This window comes from Hydrogenophaga sp. L99 (assembly GCF_058731905.1).
Genome location: NZ_CM178972.1, coordinates 949,791 through 971,367, shown reverse-complemented (window position 1 = coordinate 971,367; position 21,577 = coordinate 949,791). Strand labels below are relative to the sequence as shown.

Here is a 21,577-nt window from a genome sequence, read left to right as displayed (position 1 = left end):
TTCGGGCTGAGCTTGTCGAAGCCTGGCCCGGGTGTTGGTACGAGCCCTTCGACAAGCTCAGGGCGAACGGGTTTATTGATTTTCGAGGATCAGGTGGCCCACGGCGGTGTTGCTGGCGGGCACATGGTAGAAGCGGTGCTTGACGACGGGCGCAGGCCCCTGCACCTTGCCGTCCACGATGTCGGACATCGCGCCGCGGGCGATCAGCCACATCACGAGTTCAATGCCCTCGCTGCCGGCTTCGCGCACGTAGTCGATGTGCGGCGTGTTGGCACACGCCACAGGGTCGGCAATCATCTGGTCAAGCCAGGCGTTGTCCCACTCGCGGTTGATCAGGCCTGCACGCGCGCCCTGCAGCTGGTGGCTCATGCCGCCCGTGCCCCAGATGTGCACGTTCAGGTCTTCGTCGTAGCTTTCCACCGCCTTGCGGATGGCCTGGCCGAGCATGAAGCAGCGCTTGCCCGAAGGCACCGGGTACTGCACCACGTTGACCGCGAACGGGATCACCGGGCAGGGCCAGGCGTCCTTGACCGGATCGAGCTCGCCGCACATCAGCGACAGCGGCACGGTCAGGCCGTGGTCCACGTCCATCTTGTTGACGATGGTGAGGTCGAAGTCCTGCTGGATCACGCTCTGCGCGATGTGCGAGGCCAGGTCCGGGTGGCCGATGACCTTGGGCACCGGGCGCGGGCCCCAGCCCTCGTCGGCCGGCGTGAACTCGGCCGCCGTGCCGATGGCAAAGGTGGGAATCATCTCCAGGCTGAAGGCCGTGGCGTGGTCGTTGTAGACGAGGAAGATGACGTCGGGCTTGTTGTCCTTCATCCACTGCTTGGAGTAGTCGTAGCCCGCGAACACGGGCTTCCAGTAGTCCTCCTGGGTTTTGTGCAGGTCCAGGGCCGCGCCGATGGCGGGCACATGGGAGGTGAAAACGGATGCGGTGATGCGTGCCATGTCAGTTGCCTTTCTTGCCTGCGGCGCCCTGGGGCTGGTTTTTCTCTTGCGCGTCGCCGTCCTCACCGACGTATCGGTTGCCTTCCACGGAACGGCCGCCGCTGACCATCATGTTGCGGTACTCGGCTTCGGTCATGCCGGTCATGGAGCCGGCCATTTGCTGGAAGCTCAGGCCGTCGGTGGCGCCGATCTTGGCCAGGAAGTAAATGTTGCCGCCGGTGCGCATGCACCAGTTGAGGTCGCGCGCCAGCACGGCCTGTTTCTGCTCTTCGGTCATCGGCCATTCGTCGAGGTAGGCGCGCTGGTCGGCCTTGAAACGCTCGCGGTTCTCGGCCTTCATGAGCGACATGCAGAACTGGTTGAGCCAGTAGCCCTTGCGGCTTTGCTCGGCATCAAAAATGATCGTGCCCGGCACGTCCAGGTAGGGTTTATCGAGAGACATGTTCAAACCTCCTCAGGCCAGTAGAGACGCATCGGGTTGTCCACCAGCAGCTTCTGCTGAAGCTCGGCCGTGGGCGCGATGTGCGGGATGAAATCGACCAGCAGGCCGTCATCGGGCATGTGGTCCTTGAGGTTGGGGTGCGGCCAGTCAGTGCCCCAGAGCACGCGGTCGGGGAACTGCTCGACGATGCGTTTCGCAAACGGGATCACGTCGGTGTAAGCGTTCTGCTCGCCGCTCAGCGCCTTGGGGCCGGTGACCGACAGACGCTCGGGGCAGCTCACCTTGCTCCACACATTGGTGTGCTCGCGCATGAACTTTTCAAACAGCGCGAACTGCGGGCCGTCCACCGGCAGCGACACATCGGGCCGGCCCATATGGTCCACCACCACGGTGGTGGGCAGGGCGGTGAAAAAGTCCCACAGCTCGGGCAGGTCCACCGCCTCGAAGTAGATCACCACGTGCCAGCCCAGCTTCGCGATGCGGCCGGCGATCTCCATCAGCTCGTCCTTGGGCGTGAAGTCGACCAGGCGCTTGACAAAATTGAAGCGCACGCCGCGCACACCGGCGGCGTGCATGGCCTGCAGTTCGTCATCGGTCACCGAGCGCTTGACCGTGGCCACGCCACGCGCCTTGCCGCCACTGGACACGCAAGCGTCCACCATGGCGCGGTTGTCGGCACCGTGGCAAGTGGCCTGCACGATCACGTTGCGGGCAAAACCCAGGTGGTCGCGCAGCGCGTACAGCTCGTGCTTGCTCGCGTCGCATGGCGTGTACTTGCGCTCGGGTGCGTAGGGAAACTCGGCCCCCGGGCCGAACACGTGGCAGTGCGCGTCCACCGCGCCGGCGGGCAGCTGAAAGCGGGGTTTGGAAGGGCCGGTGTACCAGTCCATCCAGCCCGCGGTTTTGGTGAAGTCACCGGAAGTGGGTTTGCTCATGTTTGATCTCTGCTTTCAGTGTGACAAACCTCCGTTCGGGCTGAGCCTGTCCTTCGACAAGCTCAGGATGATCGGCATACAGGCCTTCGACAGGCTCAGGGCGAACGGATGGTATGGCGTTCAGTCGATGTATTTCAGCCCTGCTGCGGCCAGCGGCTCGCGCATCTTGTACATGTCCAGCCCCAGCACGCCCGAGGCCAGCTTGTCGCGCTTCTCGCCCTCGAAGCTCTCGCGCTTGATGGCGGCGGCCAGCGTGTCCGCCGCACGTGCGGCCGGCACACAGACCACGCCGTCGTCGTCGGCCACGATCACGTCGCCGGGGCTCACCAGCATGCCGGCACAGACGATGGGGATGTTCACCGAACCCAGCGTGGCCTTGATGGTGCCCTTGCTGCTGATGCACTTGCTCCACACCGGGAAGTTCATTTCCTTGAGCGTCTTCACGTCGCGCACGCCGGCGTCGATGATCAGGCCGCGAGCGCCACGCGCCTGGAAGCTGGTGGCCAGCAGGTCACCAAAGTAACCGTCGGTGCAATCGGCCGTGACCGTGGCGACCACGATGTCGCCGGGCTGAATCTGCTCGGCCGCGACGTGCATCATCCAGTTGTCACCAGGCTGCAGCAACACGGTGATGGCCGTGCCCGAGACCTGTACACCGGTCTGGATGGGCCGCATGTAGGGTTTGAGCAGGCCCACTCGGCCCATGGCTTCGTGCACGGTGGCCGAGCCCAAGGCGGCCAGGCCGTCGGCGGCTGCGCGGTCGGCACGGGTGATGTTGCGGTAAACAACGCCGAGTTCGTACATGGTCTTTTCTCCTGGGTTTGTTTGAGGCCCTCCCCCTCTGGGGGAGGGTTGGGTGGGGGCTCGCGGTGCGCCTGCCCCCATCCCTGCCTTCCCCCAGAAGGGGAAGGAGAAAGTCAGAGACCCTTCGCGTTGAGCGCGGCGTCCAGGCGCGGGAACACGCGCCGCGCGTTGCCTTCGTACACCTTGTAGCGGTCATAACCCACAACGATGGTGCTCGCCTCGATGTAGCGTTTGGTGTCGTCGAAGTAATAGCCGGTCTCGGGGTCGATGCCGCGCACTGCGCCGATCATTTCCGAGGCGAACAGGATGTTGTCCACCGGGATCACCTTGGTCAGCAGGTCGATGCCCGGCTGGTGGTAGACGCAGGTGTCAAAAAAGATGTTGTTGAGCAGGTGGTCTTTCAGCAGCGGCTTCTTGAGCTCCTGCGCCAGGCCCCGGAAACGACCCCAGTGGTAAGGCACCGCGCCGCCGCCGTGCGGAATGATGAATTTCAGGGTGGGGAAATCGGTGAACAGATCGCTGGTCAGGCACTGCATGAAGGCCGTGGTGTCGGCGTTCAGGTAGTGGGCGCCGGTGGTGTGAAAGCAGGCGTTGCAGCTGGTGCTCACATGCACCATGGCCGGAATGTCGTACTCGACCATCTTCTCGTAGATGGGGTACCAGGCGCGGTCGGACAGCGGCGGGCTGGTCCAGTGGCCACCCGACGGATCGGGGTTCAGGTTGATGCCCACGTTGCCGTATTCCTTGACGCAGCGCTCTAACTCGGGGATGCAGGTGGCCGGGTCCACGCCCGGGCTCTGCGGCAGCATGGCGGCGGGAATGAAGTGGTCTGGGAACAGCTGGCTCACACGGTAGCAGAGCTCGTTGCAAATGGCGGCCCAGGTGGAGCTGATGTTGAAGTCGCCAATGTGGTGGGCCATGAAGCTGGCGCGCGGGCTGAATATGGTGATGTCCGAGCCGCGCTCTTTCATCAGCTTGAGCTGGTTGGTCTCGATGGACTCGCGCAGTTCGTCGTCACTGATTTTCAGATCACTCACCTTGGGCATCATGGCTGGGTCTTTGATACCGGCGATCTGCGCGTTGCGCCAGTTCTCCAGCGCCTTGGGGGCGGTGGTGTAGTGGCCGTGGCAGTCGATGATGAGGGGTTTTTGTTGGCTCATGGGTGTGGGTTGTGAAGGGTCAACAAGAAAAATCAGGCGGGTTCCATGCCTTGGCGCCGCTTGGCGTCGGCGGCTTCGCTGGAGGCCATGAACGCGATCAAGGCGCGGGCCGCGTCGGGCTGGGCCGCAGCAGCGCACACGCCGGCTGAAAAGATGGTGGTGATCTGGATCTCGGGCGGCAGCGGCCCCAGCAAGGTGATGCCCTGCACATGCAGCAGTTCGCTGAGTTGCTGAAAGCCCAGCTCCACGTCACCGCGTGCCACCAGCGTCCCCACGGGCACGCCGGGTGGGGCCTGCACAATGCGGTCGCGCAACGCGTCGGTCAAGCCCCAGCGCTCAAACAAGGCGGCCAGCGCTACCCCACTGGGGCCGGTGGAATAGCTAATGGTGCGAGCGCCCCGCACCGCCTGGCGCACGGTGTCTTCCGAACCGATATCGGGCTCAGCGGCGCCGGCTTTGACGGCCACGGCCACACCCGAATGCACCAGGTCCACCACACTGCCTGGCAGCAACTTGCCCGCCGCAGCCAGCTTGTGCAGGGCATCAGAAGCCAGCACCACCAGGTCAAAAGGCTCGTCGGCCATCACGCGCTTGGCCGCGTCCACGCCCCCCACCGACTCGATCGCCACCGAGGCGCCGCTGCGCTGCTCAAACGCGGACACCAGCTCGGCCAGCACCTGGCGGGTGGCCATGGAAGAAATGCCGCGAATCGGCGCAGAACCAGGCAGGTGGGGTGTGGTCATGGACCCGATTGTCGCGATCATCAGCCAAATCACAAGTGGAATACCATACTATTAGTCATTCCATTTTGATATAACCGTCACCCCTGCCATGGACCTCAAACAGCTGGAATATTTTGTGCGCGTGGCCGAGCTGGGCAGCTTCACCCGCGCCGCCATGGCGCTGGACGTGGCGCAGCCCGCGTTGTCGCGCCAGGTGCGGCTGCTGGAAGTGGAGCTGCGGCAAAACCTGTTGGTGCGCAACGGCCGGGGCGCCACGCCCACCGAAGCGGGCAAGCTGTTGCTGGAACACGGGCGCGGCATTTTGCACCAGGTGGAGCGCGCCCGCGAAGAGCTGGGCCGGGTGCGCGGCGCGCTGGCGGGGCGCGTGGCCATTGGCCTGCCGCCCAGCCTGGCGCGGGTGCTCACGGTGCCGCTCACGCGGGCCTTTCGCGCCCAGTTGCCCGAGGCCAGCATTTCCATCAGCGAAGGCCTGTCGGTGACCATGCAGGAATGGCTGACCACCGGGCGGCTGGACATTGCCGTGCTGTACAACGCGCAGCCGGCGCCTGAAATCGACATTACCCCACTGCAGGACGAGGAGTTGGTGTTGATACAGCCCAGACCGCCGGGCCTGCCCGAAGACCCGCCACCCGGCCCCATGGCGCTGCGCGATGTGGCCGCGCTGCCGCTGGTGATTCCGAGCCGGCCCAACGCCGTGCGCATGCACGTGGAAACCGAGATGGCCAACATCGGCTGCCGACCCATCGTGGCGCTGGAGATTGACGGCGTGTCGGCCATTCTGGACCTGGTGACCGACGGCGCCGGCGCCGCCCTGCTCTCGCGCAACGCGGTGGCCAGCTCGATTCGGCCGTCCAGCTACCAGATGCGCGCCACCGATCCGCCCTTGCGCACCCGCCTGTGCCTGGCCACGAGCTCGCAGCGCCCGGCCACGCTCACGCAGCAGACCACGCTGGCGCTGATCCAGCACACGCTGGACACGCTGAACGCCTCTCGCTGAACACGCCTGGCCCATTTGGCCGTCCGAAAGCGGCCACCGTCAGGTCAGCCAGCCAGCGCTGTGCCGCATGAGCCACAGGATGGCACTGAGCGTGAAGAACGAGGCGCCAGTGGCCGCCAACAAGGCCGCTGCGGTAAAGCCCTCGAAGCCGTGGCGCTGGGCCAGCAGCGAATAGATCCCCAGCATGGGCATGGCTGCCGACAACACCACCGCCGCGCGCAGATCGCCCTGCACCGCCGGCAGGCCCAGCAGCGGCAGCAGCAGCACCGCCACCCACACCGCCAAGGGGTGCAGCAGCAGCTTGCCCACCGCAATGAGCGACACCTGGCGGCGCAAGCCCTTCACCTCCAGCCCCACCAGCGTGCCGCCAATGATGAACAGCGCCAGCCCGCCACTGGCGGCCGAGAACAGGGTCACCGTGCGCTGCAGCACCGACGGCAGCTGCCACCCGGTGAGGGCCACAGCGAAGCCGGCAAAAATCGCCACGATCATCGGGTTGCGCACCAAGCGCCCAGCCGTTTCGCGCAAGGCCTGCCACAGCGTCAGCCGGCCCTGTCCTTCGCGGGCCGCACCCGCATCGGCCAACGTGAACAACAGGGGCAGCTTGATGATGTTTTCAACGATCAGGTTGAGCGCCAGGATCACGCCGGCCAGCGGCCCGAAGGTCAGCAGCATCACGGGGTAGCCCACATAACCGCTGTTGGAACAGGTCATGCCCATGGCCACATAGGCGCTCTCGGTCAGGCCGCGGCCCTGCACGCGCCAGGCGTACAGCAAGGCACCCAACATCAGCACCAGCGAACCGCCGGTGAACGCCAGCAGATAGCCCCAGTGCAGCACCTCACCCAGCGGGCGCGAAGCCAGCGCGTTGAACAACAGGGCCGGCAAGGCAATCTGGATCACGAATTTGCCAAACACGCGCATGTCGGCTTTGCTGAACAGGCCCCAGCGCACGCTGGCGAAGCCGGCCGCGATGCACAGGTAAATCGGACCGGTGATGGCCAGGATATCGAGCATGGGTTAACAGGTCTCAGAGACTGAGCGTTTTTTGGGCGTGACCGAGCAACGCCTCAAAACGCACCCGATTGAGGCGCAAAGCACACCCATATATCGGTACAGGGCGCCCATTTGCAACGCCAATCTGCGTGTACTTTGATGCGGTGCACGGGCATGAGGAAGAATCCCTCAGCCTCTCAGTCGGCGACACCAGTGGGTTCGGAGTTGCGGTCGACCGCGCGCGGATGTTCGGCGAAGTCCCGCCTGCAGGTGGCGGAAACCTGAACGCCCGCAACGAAGAGGCGCAGCACCCACACCTACCAACTTTAGACCCGCGCGCAAGGAAGTTACGTCACAACCCACCGTGGGCTCACTGCTTCGGAATACCCGCTCGCTCAATCACACCACTCCAGCGTTTGATGTCAGCGGCAAGCAACTCGGCCGCCTGCTCGGGCGTACTGCCGTCGGGGTCGATGTTCAGATCCGCCAGCTTCTTGCGAACCTCGGTGTTTTCCAATGCTGCGTTGATGCTCTGGTTCAACCGCAGGACCACCTCGCGCGGGGTCTTTGCGGGTACGGCCAGGCCGTTCCATGAAGTGGCTACATAACCCTTGACACCCTGCTCCACAGCGGTCGGTACATCAGGCAGCATGGTGGAACGCTTGGGCCCAGTGAGCGCCAGTGCCCGCAAAGTACCTGCGCGGATCTGCGCTAGCGCAGGGCCCAAAATTTCAACACCCACATCCACCTGCTTGCCGCGCAAAGCACCAATCAGTGCTGGAGTCCCGTTGAACGGCACGATTTGCACCTCTATATCGGCTGTGCTTTTGAACAGTTCGGCTGCCAGGTTTTGCGTGCTGCCAATGTTGATGCTGCCTACGTTGAGCCTGCCAGGGTTGGCCTTGGCAAACCGAACCAGTTCACCTAGGGTGTTGAAAGGCGAATCGCTTGGCACCACCACCACCATGTCAAAGGTGCCTAGCGTAGACACTGGAGCGAAATCTTTTACCGTATCGTAAGGCAGACTTTTGAACAGCCCGGCCGTAACGGCCGTTCCGTTGGACATGAGAAACAGGGTGTGGCCATCAGGCTCGGCGCGGGCTACGCTTTCCGCAGCCACGACACCACCAGCGCCCGGGCGGTTCTCGATCATCACGGGACGACCGAGCGATTTGCTCATCTCAGCGGCGACCGTGCGCGCAGTCAGATCGCCGGCACCGCCAGCACCAAACGGCACCACAATGCGGATATTCTTGCTGGGAAAGCCTTGCGCAGCGGCAGGAACACTAAAGCCGAGCGCTGTGGCGGCTAAGACACTACCAAGCAGGGTTCGGCGGCTCATCGTTGGCTTTTTTTTCAAGTAATGTCTCCAGTTTCAAGGACGAAAGGTCGAACGCAATTTAGCGCCAATGTGTAGGGACTGCAACGCGGGGCAAGCCCTTTCTGTTATGCCATCTTGCTATGGGCACTGCCTACAGCCGCAACACAAACAGTGTGATGCCGGGGAATGCCACCAGAATCGCGGTGCGAATGAAGTCGCTGGCCACGAACGGCATGATGGCCCGGTAAGTCTGGGTGATGGGGGTGTCGCGGGCCATCGAGTTGATGACAAACAGGTTCATGCCCACCGGCGGCGTGATCAGCCCCACCTCGACCACGATCAGCACCAGAATGCCGAACCAGATGGCGAACTCTTCGGGTGGCAGGCCAAAGTCGAGCACCGACACGATGGGGAAAAACACCGGAATGGTCAGCAGGATCATGGACAGCGAGTCCATAAAACAACCCAGCACCACGTACAGCAGCAGCACACACACCAGCACCACCCAGGGGTTCAGCCCCGAGCCGGCCACCATTTGCGCGGCCTCTTGCGGCAGCTGTGACAGCGCCAGAAAGGTGTTGTACACGCCGGCGCCCAGCACGATCATGAAAATCATGCCGGTGGCAACCGCGGTGCCCAAAATGGCCCCCATCAAGGTCTTTCGGTTCAGGCCGCCGCTGAACCAGGCCGCCAGGCCGGTGCCAAACGCGCCAATGGCCGCGCCCTCGGTGGGCGTGAACAAGCCGGTGTAAATACCGCCCACCACCGCAATGAAGATCAGCATGACCGGCCACACCTTGGCCGTGGCAATCCAGCGGTCTTTCATGGGCATGGGGGCCATGGAACCCACTTCGTTGGGCTTCACCCGGGCATACACGGCGATCACGATCATGTAACCGATGGCGGCCAGGATGCCGGGCACAAACGCGGCCAGGAACAGCTTGGCGATGTTTTGCTCGGTCAAGATCGCGTAGATCACCAGCACCACCGACGGCGGAATCAGAATGCCCAGCGTGCCGCCAGCGGCCAGCGCGGCGGTGGAAATACCGCCGGCGTAACCGGCCCGCTTGAGCTCGGGCAGGGCCACCTGGCCCATGGTGGCCGCTGTGGCCAGCGAAGAGCCGCAAATGGCACCAAAGCCCGCGCAGGCGCCCACCGCGGCCATGGCCACGCCACCTTTGCGGTGACCAATCCAGGCTTCAGCCGCCTTGAACAGGGCTTGGGACAAGCCGCCCAGCGCCGCAAACTGCCCCATGAGCAGAAACAACGGAATGACCGACAGCGAGTAGCTGGAAAAGGTGCTGTAGGTGACCTGCTTGAGCTGGTTCAGGATGGGCACGTACGAGCCGTACACCACCCAGGCGCCCGCCAGGCCGCACACCAGCATGGACAAGCCAATCGGAATGCGGATGAAGATCAGGAACAGCAGGACCGGGAAAGACCAGAGGGCGAGTTCGACGTTGCTCATGTTCAGTGTCCCGCGTTGGCTTCGGTGGTCCAGCCCTTGGGCTCGGACGCCAGACCCAGCTGGGTCAGGGTTTTGGCGATGTAGCAAGCGCAGCCAATCACCGCACCCACGAAGCACAGGGCATAGGCCCACCACACCGGCATCTGCAAGATGAAGGTGGTTTCCATGTATTCCTTCTTCTCCACCAGGCCGTCCCAGAGCTTCCAGGTCAGCATGAGCCAGACCAGCAGCATCAAGACGTCGCTGAGGGTGTCGATCGCCTTTTGCGCCCAGCGCGGTATGTGCATGTAGAGCAGGTCCACCGTGGCATGGCCGCCGCGCAGGTAGCACCAGGGCATGAAGAAAAAGATGGCAATACCCACACCCACCTCGACCAGCTCAAAGTCGCCCGGCACAGGCCCCAGGCCCACGCCAATCAAAGCGCGCCCGGCCACACTGGCCACCACCATGAGCGTCAAGGCGCTCAACATGACACCGCCGGCAATCGCGGTCCATTTGGCTAACCTGTATATCCAGTCAATCATCAACGGGTCCTTGTGGTGGATGGGCGTCGGGGAGGGAGATTGTCGCCCAGCCTTTTACATAGCCAATGGCGCGCCTTGGGGCGAGCCCAAGACTATAGCCGACAATTTCTTATCGTAAAACCAGTTTCACTTATCGAAATATGCTGTGCTTCGACGGACCGGGCGGCGGCAAACGCCACGCGGTGCTCCAATGCGGCCTTGCAATGTGCGCCTTTTTGTACACCGCAACCAGACCCGAGGGTGTCTTTCAGCTATATCAAAAAAGCATGCCTCAAATCGAACCATCGATATTCAGCATAAGACTGTGGCCCTCGCAAGGGCCACGCGCACCACACCTGGGAACGCCACGGTGTTCGCGCCAGCCCACACCCCGTCTGACACGGCAACAAAAAAGGGTTGCCCGGCATGCGCCGGACAACCCCGCCAGAGCCATGGCGAACCATGGCCACAGCACCACAGGCTTATTTGCTGTACTTGGCAATCAGCGCGCGGGCTTCGGCAGCCAGCTTGGCACCGTCGATGTTCTTGGCCTTCACTTCGTTGATCCAGTCGGTTTCAACGGTGGCAGCCGTGCGGCGCCAGCGCTGCGTCTCGGCAACGTCCAGCGCCACGATGTTGTTGCCTGCCTTCTCGGCAATGGCACGGCCGGCCTTGTCGCCCTCGTCCATGGCGCGGCCAAACATAGCCGCAGCTGGAATGCCCGAGTTGTTGTCGATGACCTTCTTAAGATCGGCCGGCAGCTTGTCGTAAGAAGCTCGGTTCATGGAAAACGCGAACGTCTGGGTGTAGAGCCCGCGGTCACCGGCAAAGGTGGTGTGGTTTTTCACCAGCTCGCTCACTTTCAGGGCTGGCGTCACTTCCCACGGAATGGTGGTGCCGTCGATCACGCCTTTGGACAGCGCTTCGGTCACGGCGGGCACCGGCATGCCCACGGGCGTGGCGCCCAACTTGGTCAGCATGTTGTTGATGATGCGCGAGCCGCCGCGCACTTTCATGCCGCGCAGGCTCTCCAGCCCGGTCACGGGGGTTTTGGTGTGGAACAGTCCGGGGCCGTGCGTGTGCACAGCAATCAGCTTGACCGAGCGAAATTCGTCGGCAGCAAACTTTTCGACGTATTCCTGAAACGCCTGGGACGACTGCTCGGCCGAGCCGCTCATGAACGGCAGTTCAAACACTTCGGCCTTGTTGAAGCGGCCCGGGGTGTAACCCAGCACGGTCCAGGTCAGGTCCACCACGCCGTCGCGGGCCTGGTCAAACAGCTGCGGTGGCGCGCCGCCCAACGCCATGGCGTGGAACAGCTGCACCTTGATCTTGCCGCCGGACTCGGCCTCTACCTTTTGCGCCCACGGAATCAGCGCTTTGGCTGGAATGGTGGCTTGCGGCGGCAGCATCTGGTGCAGACGCAGGGTTACCACCTGCTGCGCGGCCACGGGCCCGGCCAGCAAGGTGGTGGCAACGGCACCCAGGGCGGCCAGTGCGGTTCGACGGGGGATGAATTTCATGGTTGTCTCCTGTAAAAAACGCGGGTGAAATAAACAAGGCGTGTGAAGACGCCTGACCGAATGATGGGACCGCCCTCACGGGCGGCGGCGAATCAACTTGAAAGACGGCATACACGCCGGCACCCGCTCGGGCGCGTGGCCTGCCAGCACTTCAGCGAGGTTGCGGCGGGCCAGGCGCGAGTGCTCGCGCATGATGGACTCGGCCCGCGCACCCTCGCGCTGTTCAATGGCGTCGAGCACCTGGCGGTGCTGGTCTTGCGCCACCACCAGCATGTCGCGTGCGCGCGAAGAATGCGACTGCAGCACCACAAACCCGGAGGGCGAAGCAAAAGGCAGGCTGGCGGCGCGCTCCAGCTGGCGGGCAATGGTGGGGCTGGCAGCCATCTCGTACAGCAGCCCATGAAAACGGCTGTTGAGTGCCACGTAGCTGGAAAACTTTTCGTCGTCCAGCGTGGGTGTGGCCAGCGCCACATCAATATGCGCCAGGCACTGGCGGGCCTGCGTCAGCAGCGCCGCTGGCGCGCCCCGCTCGGCCGCCAGCCGGGCCAGCAAACCTTCCAGCGTGCCGCGCAGTTCAATACCGTCGGCAATGTCGCGCTCGGTGAACAACTGCACGCTGTAGCCGCCGCTGGGCAAGGCTTGCAGCAACCCCTCTTGCTCCAGCCGCAGCAGCGCCGCCCGCACCGGGGTGCGTGACACCCCCAGCCGCTCGACGATGGCCAACTCGGCAATGCGGGTGCCACCGGGCAGCTCGCCCGACAGGATCAGCTCGCGCAACTGCAACAGCGCCCGCACCTGCACGCTCTCGCCGCTGGCGGCAAAGGGCGTTCCTGGGGCTTCGGGCCATTCGGCTGCGGCGGTGTTCATGGGCCTGCAATGTATACAGAAAAATGGACTTTTTGCCTGATTCGCCTCCAAATCAGGGTAATCCATAACTTTCTGTATCCAAGCCACCGCCGCCGACCGCACGGCGCAGCCGCTCTGCCGCTCAGTCGGCCAAACCCAGCAGGCGCACGGCGTTGCCCTTCAGAATGCCGGGCATCACCTCGGGCTTGAAGCCGGCTACTTCAAAGTCTTTCATCCAGCGCTCGGGCGTGATCAACGGGTAGTCGCTGCCAAACAGGACGCGGTCTTTGAGCAGCGTGTTGGCGTATTGCACGAGTTGCTTGGGGAAGTACTTCGGGCTCCAGCCGCTCAGATCAATCCACACGTTGGGCTTGTGCGTGGCCACGCTCAGCGCCTCGTCCTGCCAGGGGAAGCTGGGGTGCGCCATCACGATCTGCATGTCGGGGAAGTCAATCGCCACGTCGTCCAGGTGCATAGGGTTGCTGTATTCCAGCCGCAGGCCGCCGCCGCAGCGCATGCCGCTGCCAATACCGCTGTGCCCGGTGTGAAAAATGGCCGGCAATTTGTGTGCGTTGATCACCTCGTAAATGGGCCAGGCCATCTTGTCGTAGGGGTGGTAGCCCTGCACGGTGGGGTGAAACTTGAAGCCTTTCACGCCTTCCTCTTGGATGAGGCGCTCGGCCTCGCGTGCGCCCATCTTGCCTTTGTGGGGGTCGATGCTGGCAAAGGCCACCATCATGTCGCTGTTTTCCCTCGCGGCCTGGGCAATTTCTTCGTTGGGAATGCGGCGGCGGCCCAGCTGGCTTTCGCTGTCCACGGTGAACATCACCAGACCCATTTTTCGCTCGCGGTAGTAGGCGACGGTCTCGGCGATGGTGGGGCGGCGGTTGCTGCCAAAAAATTTGTCGGCGGCGCGGTCGTACTCCTCGCCATAGTTGTCAAACGGGTTGCGGCAGCTCACCTCGGCATGGGTGTGGATGTCGATGGCAATCAGGTTTTTGTGGTCCATGGGGTCTCCGTTCTAAGGGTAAATACGGGTGCGAAAAATGGGGTCGGCAACTTGATTTGGTTATTGTTTATAACAATAATGCAGAGACTCAACAAGCCCGATTTAACCGCAACACCATGACCACCAACAACCCCGACCTGAGCCTGAGCCTGCGTGGCGAACACGCCGAAGTGGCCGTGATCACGCTCAACCGCGCCACCAAACGCAACGCCCTCAACGACGGCCTGATCCTGGCCATTCGGGACGTATTTCAGAACCTGCCCAAGAGCGTGCGGGCCGCCGTGGTCAACGGCAACGGCGACCATTTTTGCGCCGGGCTGGACCTGTCCGAACTGAGCGAGCGCGATGCCGGTGAAGGCGTGTTGCACTCGCGCATGTGGCACGCGGCGCTGGACTGCGTGGAAAAAGGCACTGTGCCGGTGGTGGCCGCGTTGCATGGCGCCGTGGTGGGTGGCGGCCTGGAACTGGCCAGCGCCTGCCACATCCGCGTGGCGGACGAGTCCACCTTCTACGCGCTGCCCGAAGGCACCCGCGGCATCTTCGTGGGCGGCGGCGGCTCGGTGCGCGTGCCCAAGCTGATTGGTGCGGCCCGCATGGCCGACATGATGTTCACCGGCCGCGTTTACAACGCCGCCGACGGCGAACGCATTGGCCTGGCGCAGTACCTGGTGCCCACCGGCACCGCGCTGGACAAAGCGATTGAGCTGGCCACCCGCATCGCCAGCAACGCACCGCTGACCAATTACGCGCTGATGCACGCCTTGCCGCGCATTGCCGAGCAGCCCAGCGACCACGGCCTGTTTACCGAAGCGCTGATGGCCTCCATTGCCCAGAGCGCGCCCGAAGCGAAAGCCCGCGTGCGGGCTTTCCTGGAAGGCAAGGCGGCAAAAGTTTCCAAGTAACCCCCTGCGCCGCCTGCGGCGTCATCCCCCTGGAAGGGGGCCGATGCCAGAGGCCCGGCAAAGCCGGTTCCTCGGCATCCCTGAGTTGAGACACGCGCGCCGGACCTTCCGCGCCAGACAGACAAGAACACGGAGACAAGACATGACCGTCGCGAAATACCGCCCCCTCACCTTCGGTGTCACCCGCGCTGTGCTGCGCGACGGGGAAACCGGCGTGCATTACCTGCGTGCAGACAACGCGCTGCCGCCCTACCCCGAGCGCCTGACCGATCGGCTGGTGCACTGGGCGAAAGAACGGCCCGACCAGACCCTGTTTGCCCGCCGCGTGAAGAACGCCGACGGCAGCACCGGTGACTGGCGCCACATCAGCTTCGCGCAGGCGCTGGACGCGGCGCGGCGCATTGGCCAGGGCTTGCTGGACCGCGGCCTGAGCGCTGAGCGCCCAGTACTGATCTTGAGCGAAAACGACCTGGAGCACGCACTGCTGGCGCTGGGCTGCCTGTATGCGGGCGTGGCCTATTGCCCCACGTCACCGCCCTACTCGCTCATCAGCCAGGACTTTGACAAGCTCCACCATGTGGTGAAGACGCTCACGCCCGGCCTGGTATTTGCCAGCGACGCCAACCGCTACGCCCGCGCCATGCTGGCCACCTTGGGCGACGACGTGGAACTGGTCTGCACCGAAGGCACCGTGCCAGGCCGCGCCACCACCTCGTTTGCCGCGCTGCTGGCCACCGAGCCCACGCCGGCGGTGGACGCTGCCATGGCGGCCACCGGCCCCGACACGATCGCGAAGTTCCTGTTCACCTCGGGCTCGACCAAGATGCCCAAAGCCGTGATCAACACCCAGCGCCTGTGGTGCGCCAACCAGCAGCAAATGGCCGAGTCCATGCCGGTGCTGGCCGAAGAACCGTTGGTGTTGGTGGACTGGCTGCCCTGGAACCACACCTTCGGCAGCAACCACAACTTTGGCATGGTGGTCTACCACGGCGGCACGCTCTACATTGACGACGGCAAACCCACGCCCGCCTTGATGGCCGAAACGCTGCGCAACCTGCGGGAGATCGCGCCCACGGTGTACTTCAACGTGCCCACCGGGTTTGAAGCCATTGCCCATGCCATGAAGGCGCCCACCGACGAGGGGCGCCTGCTGCGCAAGACGCTGCTGTCGCGCGTGAAGATGTTTTTCTACGCCGGCGCCGCGCTGGCCCAGCCGGTGTGGGACAGCCTGTTTGACAGCGCCGAACAAGAGATCGGCGAGCGCATCGTCATGGGCACTGGCCTGGGCATGACGGAGTCGGGCCCGTTCGGCATTTTCGTCACCAGCCCCAACGTGAAAGCCGGCGACCTGGGCCTGCCCACGCCCGGCATGGAGCTGAAGCTGGTGGACACCGACGGCAAAACCGAGGTGCGCTACAAAGGCCCCAACATCACACCCGGCTACTGGCGCCAGAGCGCCGAGACCGCCGACGCGTTTGACGAAGAAGGCTTCTTCAAGACCGGCGACGCGGTGAAGTGGATCGACGAGACCGACATCCACCAAGGCCTGAAATTTGACGGCCGCATTGCCGAAGACTTCAAGCTCGCCACAGGCACATTTGTGAGCGTCGGCCCGCTGCGTGCCAAGATCATTGCCGCCGGCGCGCCGTTCATTCAGGACGTGGTGCTCACAGGCATCAACCTGAAAGAAGTGGGCGCCATGGTGTTCCCGACCGCGGCGGTGCGCAACCTGAGCGGCTTGGCCGCTGACGTGTCGCTGCACGAGGTGCTGGACCACCCCGCGGTGCTGGCGCATTTTCAGACCGTGGTAAACGACCTGGCCAGCGCCGCCACCGGCAGCGCCAACCGCATCGCCCGCATGTGCCTGCTGGCCGACCCGCCCACCATCGACCGCGGCGAGATCACGGACAAAGGCTCGATCAACCAGCGGGCCGTGCTGACGCACAGGGCCGATACGGTGCAGCGCCTGCATACCGACGAGCTCCGCTACATCTTGAAACCCACGGTCTGAAAGCACACACCATGACAACCAAAGGCTTTTTCAACGGATTCCACGACATCCACATCCTGGACGGCGTGCGCACCCCCATGGTGGATTACTGCGGGGCGCTGGGCCACATTTCGCCCACCGACCTGGGCATCAAAGCGGCGCGCGAAGCGCTCAAGCGGGCGGGCGTGCCGGGCAGCGACATCGGGTCGGTCGTCACCGGCAACATGGCGCCGGGCGACTTTGACCAGTTCTTTCTGCCGCGCCACATCGGGCTGTACGCCGGCGTCCCGGTCGAAGTGCCGGCCATCATGGCGCAGCGCATTTGTGGCACCGGCTTCGAGCTGTTTCGCCAGGCCGGCGAACACATCCAGGGCGGCGCCTGCGACGCCGCGCTGGTGGTGGGCACCGAAAGCATGACGCGCAACCCCATTGCCGCGTTTGACCACCGCACCGGCTTCAAGCTGGGCTCGCCGGTGGGCTTCAAAGACTACATGTGGGAAGCGCTGAAAGACCCGGCCGCTGGCATCAACATGATCCAGACCGCCGAGAACCTGGCCAAGAAGTACAGCATCACCCGCGACGAGGTGGACCAGTTCGCCTCCGACTCGTTTGCCAAGGCCGTGGCCGCGCAGGAAAGCGGCTTTTTGGCGGGCGAGATCGTCCCGGTGATCACCGAGAAATTCGAGCTGGCGGGCTACAAGGCGCGCGGCATCAAGCTGCAAGGCAAGCTCACCGAAGTGGCCACCGACACGCACCCACGCATCTCGCCCAAAGAGGTGCTGGCCAAGCTGCGCGCGGTGTTTGAAGATGGCGTGCAGACCGGCGGCAACAGCTCGGCGCTGGTGGATGCGGCTGCGGCCTGCGTGGTGGCGTCGGGTGCCTACGCCAAAACGCACGGCAAGCAGCCGCTGGCCCGCGTGGTGGCCTGCGCCGCCGTGGGCGTGCCGCCTGAGATCATGGGCATCGGCCCGGCACCGGCCATTCGCCTGCTGCTGGAGCGCACCGGCCTGACCCTGGCCGACATTGGCCGCTTCGAGATCAACGAAGCCCAGGGTGCGCAAACGCTGGCCGTGGGCCGCGAACTGGGCCTGGACCTCAGCAAACTCAACGTCAACGGCGGCGCCATTGCCCTGGGCCACCCGCTGGCCGCCACCGGCGTGCGCCTAACGCTCACGCTGGCGCGCGAACTGCAGCGCAGCGGTCTGCGCTACGGCATTTCCAGCGCCTGCGTAGGCGGCGGCCAGGGCATTGCCCTGCTCATTGAAAACACCTCGATCTGACACACACAAGGAATCCCCCATGAACATCCAAGGACACGCTGCCCTCGTCACCGGTGGAGGCTCCGGCCTCGGTGAAGCCACCGCCCGCGAACTCGCCCGCCTGGGCGCCAAGGTCGCGGTGCTCGACCTGAACCTGGACAACGCCCAGCGCGTGGCGGCCGAGATCGGCGGCGTTGCCGTGGTCTGCGACGTGGCCAACACTGAGAGCATGCAGGCCGCCATCGACACCGCCGCTGCCGCCCACGGCCCGGCGCGCATTTTGATGCAGATCGCCGGCATTGGCAGCGCCAAGCGCGTGGTTGGCAAAGACGGCAACGCCGCGCCGCTGGAAGACTTTGCGCGCGTGATCAACGTCAACCTGATCGGCACCTACAACGCGGCGCGCCTGTTTGCCGCCGCCTGCGCCAAGCTCGACCCGATGGAAGACGGCGAACGCGGCGTGATGGTGTTCACCGCTTCGGTGGCCGCATTTGATGGCCAGGTGGGCCAGCAGGCTTACAGCGCGTCCAAAGCCGGCGTGGCCGGCATGACGCTGCCCATGGCGCGCGACCTGGCGCAGCACGGCATTCGCGTCTGCACCATCGCGCCCGGCCTGTTTCTCACCCCGCTCATGCAGACCCTGCCCGAGCCGGTGCAGCAATCGCTGGCCGCGAGCATTCCGTTTCCGCAGCGCCTGGGCAAGCCCGAAGAGTTCGCGCAACTGGCCGCGCACATCGTCACCAACGGCCACCTGAACGGCGAAACCATCCGGCTCGATGGCGCCCTGCGCATGAGCCCACGCTGAAAGCATCACATGACCAAAACCGTTGTGTACGAAGTGGATGTGATGTTCGGCGACTGCGATCCCGCCGGCATCGTGTTCTTTCCCAATTTCAGCAAGTGGATGGACGCCTCGTCGCTGAACTTTTTCGTGCAGTGCGGCGTGCCGCCCTGGCGCGAGCTGGTGAAAACGACCGGCATCATCGGCACGCCGCTGCTGGAGATCAACACAAAATTCATGCGCCCAGCCACCTATGGCGAGCGGCTGCAGATCCACACCAGCATCCAGGAATGGCGCGACAAGGTCGTGATCCAGAAACACGTGGTGATGCGAGGCGACGTGGTGCTGTGCGAAGGTCTGGAAACGCGGGCCTTCTGCATCAAGCACCCCGACGATCCCGACCGCATCAAAGCCATTCCGGTGCCCGCCGACATCAAGGCGCTGTGCACCGCCTGAGCGCTTCCCCGAAGTCACCCATGAAGGGCGCACAAGACGCCTGCCAGTTCCCCCAACCGATCCCCAGTCCGTATCCCCCACCCCTGAACAGGAGACAGTCCATGAAAGCCATCAAAACCCTGGTTGCCGTTGCCATCGCCACCTTGGCCAGCACCGCCGCACACGCCGACATCAACATCGGCGTCAGCCTCGCGCTCACCGGCCCCGGCTCCGGCCTGGGCATTCCCATGCAGAACCAGTTCAAGCTGTTTCCCAAGACCATCGCCGGTGAAAAGGTCAACCTGATCATCCTGGACGACGCCACCGACCCCGGCAAAGGTGCCGCCAACGCCCGCCGCTTTGTGACCGAAGACAAGGTGGACATGATCATTGGCTCGTGCATCACCTCGGTGGCGGCCGCCATGAGCGACATCGCCTCTGAAGCCGGCACGGTGCAACTGGCCGGCTCCCCCGTGGGCCTGCCACCGGGCAAAGACAAGTGGGTGTTCCGCCTGCCGCAGTCCAACACGGTGATGGGCCACGCCGTGGTCGAGCACATGAAGAAACAGGGCGTCAAAACCATCGGCTTCCTGGGCTACACCGACGCCTACGGCGAGCAGTGGCTGAAAGAAATTGGCCCGCTGCTGGACAAGGCCGGCATCAAAATCGTGGCCACCGAGCGCTTTGCCCGCAACGACACCAGCGTGACCCCGCAGGCGCTCAAGATCAACGCCACCAACCCCGACGCGGTGCTGATCGTGGCCTCTGGCTCTGGCGCTGCCATGCCCCACATGGCCATGGTGGACCGGGGCTTCAAAGGCAAGATTTACCAGACGCACGCCGCGGCCACCCAAGACCTGATGCGCGTGGGCGGCAAAGCCGTTGAAGGCGCTTATGTGGTGTCCGGCCCGGCTGTGATTGCCGAGCAGCTGCCCGACAGCCACCCATCCAAAAAGGTGGCCATTGACTTCGTGCAGAAGTACGAAGCTGCGGTGGGTGCCGGCATGCGCAACCAGTTTGCCGGCCATGCCTACGACGCCCAGATCACGCTGGAAAAAGTCATTCCGGTGGCGCTGAAGAAAGCCAAGCCCGGCACGCCCGAGTTCCGTGCCGCCATCCGCGACGCCATGGAAACCATGGGCCGCACCATCTTCTCGCATGGCGTGATGAACTGGACGGCGGCGGACCACTGGGGTTACACGCTGGAAACCGGCGTGATGCTCAAGGTGGTGGACGGCAAGTTCAAGGTGGAGTGATTCGGATCACCCCCCTGCGCCGCTGACGCGGCTTCCCCCCTCTCTGGCGCGCCTTCGGCGCTGGGAGGGGGGACGGCATCTCGGGCCGGCGGAGCCGGACCCTGGATGCCTCTGGAGGGAGGCACTTCGCGCATGGCGAGGGGGGACTTTCTTCGGACAGTCTTGCGCATCGCCGCCTAAGTTTTTTCAGCCATTTCTTTTCTCGTTAGGCTTCTATGGACTTCTCGATCGCCAGCATTTTGTTGCTGGACGGCCTGACCAATGGCGCCGTGTATGCCCTGCTCGGGCTAGCCACCGTGCTGGTGTTCACCGTCACGCGGGTCATCTTCATTCCCCAGGGTGAATTCGTAGCCTATGGCGCGCTCACCCTGGCCATTTTTCAAACCGGGCAGGTGCCCGGCACCGTGTGGCTGCTGTTGCTGCTGGCCGGTGTGGCCGCGCTCATGGAGCTTTCAGGCCGCTGGCAGCACCACCGCAACGCGCTGGTGGCGTTCAAGGCCGCCGGCCGCATGCTGATCGTGCCGCTGGTGGTAGCGGGCATCGCCATCTGGGCGGCGCCGCAGCAGTTTCCGCTGGCCGTGCAGGCCGCGCTCAGCGTGGCGGTGGTCACGGTGTATGGCCCGCTGGTGTACCGCGTGGCCTACCAGTCGCTGGAAAGCGCCACGCCACTGGTGCTGCTGATCGTGTCGGTGGGCGTGCATTTCGCCATGACCGGCCTGGGCCTCGTGTTCTTTGGCGCTGAAGGTTTCCGCAACCCCGCGTTCTGGGACCTGCGTCTGAACATCGGCCCGGTCATGCTTTCGGGCCAGGCCATCATCACCGCGCTGGCCACCATCGCGCTGATCGTGCTGCTGTGGCTGTACTTTGAGCGCTCGCTGCGCGGCAAGGCGCTGCGCGCCACCGCGGTCAACCGCACCGGCGCACGCCTGATGGGCATTTCGTCGCAGGCCTCGGGTCAGCTCACCTTCACCATGGCGGCGTTCATTGGCGCGCTCTCGGGCCTGCTCATCGGCCCGACCACCACCGTGTTTTACGACTCGGGCTTTCTGATCGGCTTGAAAGGTTTCGTGGCCGCCGTGGCCGCCGGCCTGGCCAGCTACCCCGGCGCGCTCATTGCGGCGCTGTTTGTGGGCGTGATCGAGGCGTTCGGCTCGTTCTGGGCCAGCGCCTTCAAAGAAGTGATTGTGTTCACCCTGATTCTTCCGGTCCTGCTCTTCCGGTCCTTGAGAAGCAAGCATTCCGATGAGGACCACTGA

General features: G+C 64.1%; 21 protein-coding genes. 8 read left to right on the top strand and 13 right to left on the bottom strand.

The window, feature by feature from the left end; all coding sequences use genetic code 11:
- Window positions 1-72: 72 nt before the first annotated feature.
- The 6 genes from AC4QBL_RS04680 to AC4QBL_RS04655 all read right to left on the bottom strand — a co-directional run bounded on the left by AC4QBL_RS04680 (window position 73) and on the right by AC4QBL_RS04655 (window position 5,035).
- Window positions 73-951: a class III extradiol dioxygenase subunit beta gene (locus tag AC4QBL_RS04680; RefSeq protein WP_472899315.1), complete on the bottom strand. Its 879-nt coding sequence runs from the start codon at window positions 949-951 to the stop codon at window positions 73-75.
- A gap of 1 nt (window position 952) precedes the next feature.
- A complete protein-coding gene (gene ligA, locus AC4QBL_RS04675) occupies window positions 953-1,393 on the bottom strand; it encodes a protocatechuate 4,5-dioxygenase subunit alpha (protein WP_472899316.1) in 441 nt (146 codons plus the stop codon).
- A gap of 2 nt (window positions 1,394-1,395) precedes the next feature.
- Window positions 1,396-2,328 (bottom strand): amidohydrolase family protein, encoded by a 933-nt coding sequence (locus tag AC4QBL_RS04670; RefSeq protein ID WP_472899317.1) that lies wholly within the window; start codon window positions 2,326-2,328, stop codon window positions 1,396-1,398.
- Between the two features lie 120 nt (window positions 2,329-2,448).
- Window positions 2,449-3,132 carry a 4-carboxy-4-hydroxy-2-oxoadipate aldolase/oxaloacetate decarboxylase gene (gene ligK / locus AC4QBL_RS04665; RefSeq protein ID WP_472899318.1) on the bottom strand — a complete coding sequence of 228 codons (684 nt, stop codon included), beginning with the start codon at window positions 3,130-3,132 and terminating at the stop codon, window positions 2,449-2,451.
- A 113-nt stretch (window positions 3,133-3,245) separates the two neighbouring features.
- Window positions 3,246-4,292, bottom strand: a complete 1,047-nt coding sequence (locus tag AC4QBL_RS04660; RefSeq protein WP_472899319.1) for an amidohydrolase family protein — start codon at window positions 4,290-4,292, stop codon at window positions 3,246-3,248.
- Between the two features lie 32 nt (window positions 4,293-4,324).
- Window positions 4,325-5,035: a substrate-binding domain-containing protein gene (locus tag AC4QBL_RS04655; protein ID WP_472899320.1), complete on the bottom strand. Its 711-nt coding sequence runs from the start codon at window positions 5,033-5,035 to the stop codon at window positions 4,325-4,327.
- 88 nt (window positions 5,036-5,123) lie between these two features.
- Here AC4QBL_RS04655 and AC4QBL_RS04650 point away from each other — a divergent pair, with 88 nt between their 5' ends.
- Window positions 5,124-6,032 carry a LysR substrate-binding domain-containing protein gene (locus AC4QBL_RS04650; RefSeq protein WP_472899321.1) on the top strand — a complete coding sequence of 303 codons (909 nt, stop codon included), beginning with the start codon at window positions 5,124-5,126 and terminating at the stop codon, window positions 6,030-6,032.
- A 39-nt stretch (window positions 6,033-6,071) separates the two neighbouring features.
- Here the strand turns inward: AC4QBL_RS04650 and AC4QBL_RS04645 are convergent, their stop codons facing one another.
- From AC4QBL_RS04645 to AC4QBL_RS04615, 7 genes are all read right to left on the bottom strand, one after another.
- Entirely contained in the window at window positions 6,072-7,049 is a 978-nt protein-coding gene (locus tag AC4QBL_RS04645) for an AEC family transporter (protein ID WP_472899322.1), read from the bottom strand.
- Between the two features lie 349 nt (window positions 7,050-7,398).
- Window positions 7,399-8,370, bottom strand: coding sequence for a Bug family tripartite tricarboxylate transporter substrate binding protein (locus tag AC4QBL_RS04640; RefSeq protein ID WP_472906696.1), 972 nt, complete (start codon window positions 8,368-8,370; stop codon window positions 7,399-7,401).
- Between the two features lie 130 nt (window positions 8,371-8,500).
- A complete protein-coding gene (locus AC4QBL_RS04635; RefSeq protein WP_472899323.1) occupies window positions 8,501-9,817 on the bottom strand; it encodes a TRAP transporter large permease in 1,317 nt (438 codons plus the stop codon).
- Window positions 9,818-9,819: 2 nt separating this feature from the next.
- Window positions 9,820-10,341 (bottom strand): TRAP transporter small permease, encoded by a 522-nt coding sequence (locus AC4QBL_RS04630; protein WP_472906647.1) that lies wholly within the window; start codon window positions 10,339-10,341, stop codon window positions 9,820-9,822.
- Between the two features lie 461 nt (window positions 10,342-10,802).
- On the bottom strand, window positions 10,803-11,843 hold the full coding sequence (locus AC4QBL_RS04625; RefSeq protein ID WP_472899325.1) for a TRAP transporter substrate-binding protein: 1,041 nt from the start codon (window positions 11,841-11,843) through the stop codon (window positions 10,803-10,805).
- Between the two features lie 75 nt (window positions 11,844-11,918).
- On the bottom strand, window positions 11,919-12,710 hold the full coding sequence (locus AC4QBL_RS04620) for a GntR family transcriptional regulator (RefSeq protein ID WP_472899326.1): 792 nt from the start codon (window positions 12,708-12,710) through the stop codon (window positions 11,919-11,921).
- A 121-nt stretch (window positions 12,711-12,831) separates the two neighbouring features.
- Window positions 12,832-13,698: an amidohydrolase family protein gene (locus tag AC4QBL_RS04615; RefSeq protein WP_472899327.1), complete on the bottom strand. Its 867-nt coding sequence runs from the start codon at window positions 13,696-13,698 to the stop codon at window positions 12,832-12,834.
- A gap of 116 nt (window positions 13,699-13,814) precedes the next feature.
- Between AC4QBL_RS04615 and AC4QBL_RS04610 the strand changes: the two genes are divergently transcribed.
- The 7 genes from AC4QBL_RS04610 to AC4QBL_RS04580 all read left to right on the top strand — a co-directional run bounded on the left by AC4QBL_RS04610 (window position 13,815) and on the right by AC4QBL_RS04580 (window position 21,577).
- A complete protein-coding gene (locus AC4QBL_RS04610; RefSeq protein WP_472906646.1) occupies window positions 13,815-14,600 on the top strand; it encodes a crotonase/enoyl-CoA hydratase family protein in 786 nt (261 codons plus the stop codon).
- A 142-nt stretch (window positions 14,601-14,742) separates the two neighbouring features.
- Window positions 14,743-16,611 (top strand): feruloyl-CoA synthase, encoded by a 1,869-nt coding sequence (locus tag AC4QBL_RS04605; RefSeq protein WP_472906645.1) that lies wholly within the window; start codon window positions 14,743-14,745, stop codon window positions 16,609-16,611.
- An 11-nt stretch (window positions 16,612-16,622) separates the two neighbouring features.
- Entirely contained in the window at window positions 16,623-17,870 is a 1,248-nt protein-coding gene (locus tag AC4QBL_RS04600) for a thiolase family protein (protein ID WP_472906644.1), read from the top strand.
- 19 nt (window positions 17,871-17,889) lie between these two features.
- On the top strand, window positions 17,890-18,654 hold the full coding sequence (locus tag AC4QBL_RS04595) for an SDR family NAD(P)-dependent oxidoreductase (RefSeq protein ID WP_472906643.1): 765 nt from the start codon (window positions 17,890-17,892) through the stop codon (window positions 18,652-18,654).
- A gap of 9 nt (window positions 18,655-18,663) precedes the next feature.
- Window positions 18,664-19,086: an acyl-CoA thioesterase gene (locus tag AC4QBL_RS04590; RefSeq protein ID WP_472906642.1), complete on the top strand. Its 423-nt coding sequence runs from the start codon at window positions 18,664-18,666 to the stop codon at window positions 19,084-19,086.
- A 101-nt stretch (window positions 19,087-19,187) separates the two neighbouring features.
- Window positions 19,188-20,321 (top strand): ABC transporter substrate-binding protein, encoded by a 1,134-nt coding sequence (locus AC4QBL_RS04585; protein WP_472906641.1) that lies wholly within the window; start codon window positions 19,188-19,190, stop codon window positions 20,319-20,321.
- A 215-nt stretch (window positions 20,322-20,536) separates the two neighbouring features.
- Complete coding sequence (locus tag AC4QBL_RS04580) at window positions 20,537-21,577, top strand: branched-chain amino acid ABC transporter permease (RefSeq protein WP_472899333.1); 1,041 nt, start codon at window positions 20,537-20,539, stop codon at window positions 21,575-21,577.